The sequence below is a fragment of the Myxacorys chilensis genome, from assembly GCF_059505265.1.
Map to the genome: position 1 here is coordinate 119,298 of NZ_JCACKG010000165.1, position 7,402 is coordinate 126,699.

At 47.6% G+C, this 7,402-nt stretch carries 8 protein-coding genes; 5 read left to right on the plus strand and 3 right to left on the minus strand.

The window, feature by feature from the left end:
* Positions 1–20: 20 nt before the first annotated feature.
* Positions 21–1,802, plus strand: coding sequence for a hypothetical protein (locus tag AC5JLB_RS13700; RefSeq protein WP_495874387.1), 1,782 nt, complete (start codon positions 21–23; stop codon positions 1,800–1,802).
* Positions 1,803–1,853: 51 nt separating this feature from the next.
* Here the strand turns inward: AC5JLB_RS13700 and AC5JLB_RS13705 are convergent, their stop codons facing one another.
* Positions 1,854–2,249: a hypothetical protein gene (locus tag AC5JLB_RS13705; RefSeq protein ID WP_495874388.1), complete on the minus strand. Its 396-nt coding sequence runs from the start codon at positions 2,247–2,249 to the stop codon at positions 1,854–1,856.
* A complete protein-coding gene (locus AC5JLB_RS13710; RefSeq protein ID WP_495874389.1) occupies positions 2,236–2,979 on the minus strand; it encodes a hypothetical protein in 744 nt (247 codons plus the stop codon). The genes AC5JLB_RS13705 and AC5JLB_RS13710 overlap by 14 nt, the downstream gene beginning before the upstream one ends.
* 428 nt (positions 2,980–3,407) lie before the next feature.
* Between AC5JLB_RS13710 and AC5JLB_RS13715 the strand changes: the two genes are divergently transcribed.
* Positions 3,408–3,899: a hypothetical protein gene (locus AC5JLB_RS13715; protein WP_495874390.1), complete on the plus strand. Its 492-nt coding sequence runs from the start codon at positions 3,408–3,410 to the stop codon at positions 3,897–3,899.
* Between the two features lie 489 nt (positions 3,900–4,388).
* Positions 4,389–5,204: an inositol monophosphatase family protein gene (locus tag AC5JLB_RS13720; protein ID WP_495874391.1), complete on the plus strand. Its 816-nt coding sequence runs from the start codon at positions 4,389–4,391 to the stop codon at positions 5,202–5,204.
* Here AC5JLB_RS13720 and AC5JLB_RS13725 read toward each other — a convergent pair.
* Positions 5,191–5,967: an SAM hydrolase/SAM-dependent halogenase family protein gene (locus AC5JLB_RS13725; protein WP_495874392.1), complete on the minus strand. Its 777-nt coding sequence runs from the start codon at positions 5,965–5,967 to the stop codon at positions 5,191–5,193. The two genes, AC5JLB_RS13720 and AC5JLB_RS13725, sit on opposite strands and share 14 nt — an antisense overlap.
* 154 nt (positions 5,968–6,121) lie before the next feature.
* Between AC5JLB_RS13725 and pirA the strand changes: the two genes are divergently transcribed.
* The gene (gene pirA, locus AC5JLB_RS13730) at positions 6,122–6,274 is read left to right on the plus strand and encodes an arginine synthesis PII-interacting regulator PirA (protein WP_495874393.1); all 153 of its coding nucleotides are present in this window, start codon (positions 6,122–6,124) and stop codon (positions 6,272–6,274) included.
* 224 nt (positions 6,275–6,498) lie between these two features.
* The gene (locus AC5JLB_RS13735; protein ID WP_495874394.1) at positions 6,499–7,083 is read left to right on the plus strand and encodes an LURP-one-related family protein; all 585 of its coding nucleotides are present in this window, start codon (positions 6,499–6,501) and stop codon (positions 7,081–7,083) included.
* Positions 7,084–7,402 lie beyond the last annotated feature (319 nt).

Here is a 7,402-nt window from a genome sequence, read left to right on the forward strand (position 1 = left end):
GAAATTTTACCGAACGAGTCATGCCATTTTTGCGTCTGCGTCGCCTTCTAATCACGCCGATTGATCAGACCTCCCGCCACAACACGTCTATCGCGATTAGCGCCACAGGCACAAACTCCAAAGGACATAGCGCAAAGCGCAACTCCGAAGGAACCGCAGTTTGGCTGGCTCTAAGCTTAGGATTTGCGATCTATTACGGCAGTTTAGGACTCCAGAAAGCATTTAGAGCTGGCTATGTCGTTCAAGACGATGCACGAGAGTATGTGTTTTGGATGCAGCAATTTGTCAATCCAGGCTTATTTCCCCAGGACTTGATTGCCGATTACTTTAAATCGATTACGCCTGGTGGATATGCAGCGATTTATCATCTCATCGCAACTCTCGGCGTTCAGCCGCTTTTATTGAGTAAGCTTCTGCCCATGATATTGGGCGTACTGACAACACTTTATGGATTCGGCGTCTGTTTGCAACTGTTTCCGGTGCCTGCCTCTGGCTTTATGGCAATGGTATTGCTGAATCAGAGTTTGTGGTTTAGAGATGATTTGAGTTCTGCGACTCCAAGATCGTTTGTGTATCCGCTATTTCTGGCGTTTTTATATTATTTGCTGCGTCGTGTTCGGCTGGGTGTGATGATCACGATCGTATTGCAAGCTTTCATTTATCCGCCGTTGGTGTTCATTACGATCGCACTCTTGTTTCTGCGGTTGTGGAACTGGCAGCGTTGGCGACCTCGGCTTCAGCAGGGACAGATTCTATGGTTTGGAGTGGCAGCAGGATTGGGATGTTTGGCCCTCTTGCCCTATGCGTTTTCTTCGTCTGAGTTCGCTCCGCTGGTGACTAAGGCTGAAGCGTTGACGATGCCAGAACTTTACCCAGGCGGACGCCATCCCTATTTTGATAGCAATCTTTGGAGGTTTTGGCTGACCGGACAACATAGCGGCATCTTACCGCCACTGTTGCCGCCTCTGATCTGGGTTGGGCTAGCGTTACCGATCGTGGCGCGATCGCGGCGTTTTCCATTAGTCAAACAGCTTAAAGATGAAGTCGTCATTCTCGCTCAAACGGCGCTAGTCTCTTTGGGGCTGTTTTTAGCGGCTCATGCCTTGCTGCTGAGGCTATTTTTTCCAACTCGATACACGACTCATACGTGGCGCATTGTTTTAGCGATCGCATCGGGTATTGTGCTGACTATCTTGCTAGACGCGATGCTGCTCGCGTGTGCAGAACTTACGAGGTCTGATCGCTGGAAATCGGTGGTTTGGAGACTCGCATTGACGATCGCTGTTGGGGCAGTCTTCTTTCTGTTTCCAATGGTGACGCGAGATTTTCCAGCGACAAACTATCGGGTGTCGGGCGAGGCAGCGCTCTACCAGTTCTTACAGCAACAGCCCCAAGATAGTCTGATTGCAACGCTCTCGGATGAGGCCAACAATATTCCAACGTTTGCGCAACGTTCTGTTTTGGTTGGTAAAGAATATGCCCTGCCGTTTCATCTCGGCTTTTATCGCCAAATTCGTCAGCGCAGCATCGAGTTAATTCAGGCTCAGTACAGCCAAGACTTAACCTCTGTGCAGCAAGTGATTCGTAAGTATGGCGTTGATTTTTGGCTGCTCGATCGCGCAGCGTTTATGCCTCAGTATTTGACGGACAAGACATGGCTTCAAAGCTTTCAGCCAGCTTTTGATCAGGCTTTAACAGGCTTACAGCAGGGGAAAGTCCCCGCATTAACGACACGGATCAAAGATTGTTCAGCGTTTGAAAGTGAAAGTGTCGTTGTGCTGAAAGCAGACTGCATTTCCTAATGTCATTTTCATTAAGGCAGTACGGACTTTTAAAGAGGCGGATTTTGCCCGTTAGTTTCGCTCCGCTTGCTTAGCAATTCGACGACCGACCTGTATTTCTTGCTGCAACTGTTCGGCTTCGGCTTCTAAGTCAGCAACAGATTCTTCGAGATTCTCCGCGATCGCGTTGATGTCTTGTCCCAATTGCCGCGCCTGAGTCAACACTTGATCAAACTGTTTAGCCGTGCTGTCAATCTCAGCAAACACTTCGCGGTACTCTTCGGGAGGGTTTTCGAGCCAAGCTTGAAACTCAGAGTCAGAGGGTTTGAGAACGCATAGCGCCTTTTCCCAAGAAGCTTTATGGCGCATATCTAGCGATCGCAGCGCTGCACATTTCGCTTTGAGTTGTTGAGTTGTTTCGACCTCAGCCAACTCAAGCACTTGAGTTTTCAGTTCATGAAGTTTCATGGTTACGGCTCTCATGACTGTTCTGTTTAAGAAATTGTTGAACCTCTTCTAGTTTGGCAAGCAGCAATTGGTTTTCGTGCTGAAGACGCTGATTATCTTGAGCGAGGTTCGTGAGTTGCCGTTGACATTCTGTAAGAGCGGCTCTTGCTTCGTCGAGTTTCTGTTTATTTCGTTTGGCATGAGAGACTTGTCCTCCCAAACGTTGATTGTTTCGAGCGAGTTCTTCTCTTCTCTTTTTTTCGCTCTCGTACTGTTTTCTAAGTGATTCAAGCTCTTGGAGCAATTCCGCATAAGCTTTATTGGTTTCAGCTTCGGCTCTGAGGGCTTCATTTTCAGTCTCCAGCCCAACGATGCGATTTTGTAGCTTGGCAAGTTCTTGATCTTTGCCGAATAATCTTTCCTGCAAAATGCGAAGGAGTTGTAGAAGACGAGTCTGCTTTTGCTCTAAGTCTTGATAAGCTTTCTCTTGCTGGTCTGTCTTTTGCCGCAAGACTCCGGCTCGGTACTGCAACACTCTCGCCGTACATTGATACTTGATTACGGCAATGACTTTGCTTTTTTCTTCTTCATCGAGTAACAGCACTTCACGAAGATGACGCAATTCATCGTAATTCGTACAGTCGTGCCGCAAGTTTTGAGTCGGCACATGCTGCGGATCACCAATGAGGTCAAAGTTTTTAAGCCGCACTTGAGCGTGCCAGTAGTCGAAGAGTTCTTTGGAATCGTTCATGGTTGATCCGCACTATGCTGGTTAAGCTGCTTTGGGTAGTCTAGCGATCGCAGGGGTTTAATTTGTTACATCAGTAGCAACTGTAAGCATTCCTGACAAAAGCTAGAGAAATCAAGACGTGTATTAACAGTTCTGATTCGATGCACTGCCGTTTCACCAGCAATTCTCTTGAAGCTCGGTTGATTCAAGTTTGTTCAGGAGAGCAAGGAAACGATCGTCGTTTGTTGAGACGGGTTTTTCCTACTTAGCTCGAACTTCGCTTCAGAGCAGATTGCCATGCAAAGAATTGAATCCAAGATTCATTTTATACTTGCTCTTCTCTACCGTTGGACTCGAAAGTGGCTGTAATGTTCCTGCCTTTTGCCTGCCGGGAATTCTACACTAACCCCCTCAACGCATCTCATAATCCATGATTAAAAGATTTACCCATGCCTTACACAGACATCAACACCACGCTGAGCGACGCTGATCGTCAAGCCATTAAGCAAGCGATCTTACTCATTCAACAAAAGCTGCCCTTCCTCGTCACCCTCAGCGCTGACGAACGCCAACGTCTCTACAAAATGGGCGACAAACGCCTCGCCTTTGTGCAAAACAGTCTCTCAGCGGCTCAAAGCAATCCCAACATTCTTCCTGCTAGTTTTGACCTGCAAGGGTTTTCTAACGACTATCAACTCGCTACCGACCTCAGCGAACTCCTCATGCTGCTCACTCAACTGACTGAGCAAGTCGATGACACTCTTCTAGCCGTCGGCAGCGAAGCGATGAGCAGCAGCTTAACGGTCTATGACTACATCAAGACAGCCGCCAAGAAGACCCCTGGTTTGAAAACCATTGCAGACCAACTCGGCAACTTATTCAAAGCCCTTCGGAGTAAGCCTGCTAAATCTGCGCCTGCACCTGCTCTTTCGCCAAACTAGCGCGGCTATAGATTGAGGTTCAGCAATAATGCTTAAACATTCAGCGTTGAACCTCAGACATTCACGCTTGAACCTCAGACATTCACGCTTGAAGCTTAAACATTCAACGCTGAAGCTCAAACATTCAACGTTGAAGCTCAGACATTCAACGCTGAAGCTCAGACATTCAACGTTGAAGCTTAAACCTTCGCGCTTGAAGCTCAAACATTCAACGCTGATGGTTAGACATTCAACGCTGAAGCTCAAACATTCGCGTTTAACCCTTCAACCTTTGTCTTTGAAAGTTTACCTTGCTCAACTGACCCACAAAAATCCACGCTCGAAAGTTGAATCTCGATCAACCTAGAGCAATCCTTCACATTCAATCCTCCATAAACCGACCAGGCTCGATAAACTATGATTATTGATGTCAGAACCTCAAGCCGCTATTCCTGACCACGAGCGTTGCAGAGGTTCATCATCGCTTACCCCCCATCCTTCATCCCCTTCATGCCCGATTTTTGGACGACCGTTAAATCTTTTGCCGAATCCACCACTCAGCGTGTCGGCGCTCAACTCCTTCAAGACTTTGGATCTGCCACCGCTTCCGAAAAAGACGATGGCAGCCTAGTGACCGAATCCGATCAATGGGCAGATGCAGAATTACGGAATGCGATCGCACAAGCCTTTCCCGATCATGGCGTTCTGAGCGAAGAAGTCGAACACATTCTCCCCGACAGCGAATGGTGCTGGATCATCGATCCCATAGACGGCACCACCAACTTTGCTCGCGGCTTGCCCCTTTGGGGAATTTCCTTGGGCTTGCTTTATCGCGGCACGCCCGTCTTTGGCTACGTTTACCTACCGCCGCTTCAACAAGCGTTTCATGGTTTCTGGCCAGGCAAGTCAGACTTAGACATGCCGTCCGGTGCATTTCTCAACAACACGCCGATTCAGGCGAGCCGAGCCGCCCTATCTCACAACGAATTCTTTAACATCTGCGCTCGCAGCGTCAGCATTCTCAAGAATCCGTTTCCTGCCAAAATTCGCATTCTGGGTGTTGCCACCTACAATCTGCTTTCTGTAGGGGCAGGCGTCACACTCGGCAGCGTCGAAGCCACTCCAAAAATTTGGGACATTGCCGCCGTGTGGGTGATTGTGCAAGCGGCGGGGGCAGTTTGGTACTCTTTAGAATCAGAGCCAGTTTTTCCGCTAACGGTCGGCAAAGATTACACGCATCGATCGTATCCTACGCTAGTCGTTAGCTATGCTGACCTCATTCCCGCTTTTGAACCGTTGGTCAAATCCGTCGCTAAGCGAACCTAACTCCGACTGGGCTACCTACGACTAGACCCGACTGAGCTTGAGCATGACCCCGATTCACGGCAATCTCAATCCAGCCGTGACTGCCAACTAGCCCAATCATCTCTCCCGGAGCCGCATCTGCGTAAGTTTGCTGACCGGGATAGCGCTTGAGATTGCACTCAACCGACCAGTTGCGATCGCGAACATGCTGTCCTTTAATCGTTGTAATCAGATTGCCAAAGTGATCGATCGCTTGCACCACGCCCTGCACTCCCGTTGGTGTCGAAAACACCTCTGGAATTGGAAGCTGGACTAGGGTATCGATCGCGATCGCATCTCCCAATTCTCCGAGCGCCACCCCGCTTGCTAAATGAGCGCCCACCGGAGCAAAAATATCCCGCCCATGAAATGTGTTGCTTGGAGTGGGAGTACGCCAATAGTTAGGATTCGTCAACTCCACCGCCGCAATCGCGCTTGTCTGACCCAACACCCCGCTAAACAAACCATTGTCCGCCCCAACTAAAAATCCAGACTCACACTGAATCGCGATGGATCGCCGCGAACTGCCCACTCCGGGATCAACCACCGCTACATGCACTGTTCCTGACGGAAAATAAGGATAGGCGCTCATCAACTGAAATCGCGCCATAGCGATATCTTGAGGCAGAATTTGATGAGTCAGATCGATCACTTGGAGGGTTGGATTGATGGTTGCGATCGCGCCTTTCATAACACCCACATAACTATCGCTTAATCCAAAGTCAGTCAAAAGAGTAAGAATCATATATAGTCTCATTCTCAGCCATTTCGAACAGATTTCATTTCTAAAGTAAGAATAAGGTTAAGTGTAAATTTTGGTAGCTTAAGCTACCGTTTAATCCTGAAATGCTAAAATTAAATCAAGAGCATGCACACCTTTACCTTTAGGAATGTTTACAATGAACAGAAACCGTTTTAATTCCACAGAAGTTGCGAATATCCATCGCGAAAATCTTCAAAAAAATCTTCAGCGCCGTATGGAAGCTGCAAGAGCCAGAGGGGACGAGAACTTGCTAAAAATGCTTGAAGCTGAGGCGAAGTACCTACGATAACTAACTTTTCAAAGTTATGTTATCCGTCTCATACGAACGGCATCCTGCTTTTGTTCACAATCTGTTCACAATCATAGACGCAGTTTTTAGCACTTGCGTCTTTTTTATTGCCTGTTTGGTGCATCCTGTTTAAGAACTCGAACCGATCATCTTCCCTACCTTCCGCTGTTCCCAAATCTTCTACCTTGGGAATTACTGAATGCAGATCTTTACTCCACAACAGTATGCAGTATCCCTTGGAACTCACATTCAAATTCTGGGCATTAGCTCCCCAAATTTCAGTAAAAGATGCTCAAGGCAACGTTGTCTTGTACGTCCGCCAGAAACTATTCAAACTGAAAGAAGCCATTCACGTTTTTTCAGATAGCCAACGTAGCACTCTTGTTTATGAGATCAAAGCCGATCGCATTATTGACTTCTCCGCCTGCTACCACTTTTCAGATGCCAACGGCAAAACCTTAGGTGCAGTCAAACGACGAGGGCTAAAATCTCTCTGGCGCTCTCACTACGAAGTTTTAGACGGCGAAACAATCGTCTTCACCATTCAAGAAGAAAATCCTTGGGTCAAAGTAGTAGATACCCTGTTTGCAGAAGTTCCCGTGGTTGGAATGTTCACTGGGTATTTCTTTAACCCAACCTATCTAGTGAATCGCCCCGATGGCAGAACAGTAATGCGGCTTTCTAAAAAGCCCACGTTCTTATCAAGAGTGTTCTCCATTCAACAGGTCAATCAACTGGGCAATGATGAAGAACCTCAAGTTTTGCTCAGCTTATTGATGATGCTTCTGTTGGAGCGCAACCGTGGCTAAACTGGCGCGGATAAACTCAAGAGTGGGTAGGGGAAACAAAGAGGCAAAACTGTTTATTTCCCCGTTCCAAACTTAATCACAACTTAGGCAGAGTTTTTTGTTGAAAACGAATTTGAGATACTTGCGGAAGAGGCTTCGCCTGCCGAAGTGATTTGTCCATCGGCAAAGCTCCGCGAGTACCAGGCTCTGTTAAGACTTTATCTGTTCGTCCGCTATCAAATCCGCTGCCAATGCGCTAGTCCTGTTAGTCCCAAATAAAGTTTACTAAGAGGACGTTTGAAAAGCTTTGGGAAGGTGAATTATGCTGCCAAACGTTTGA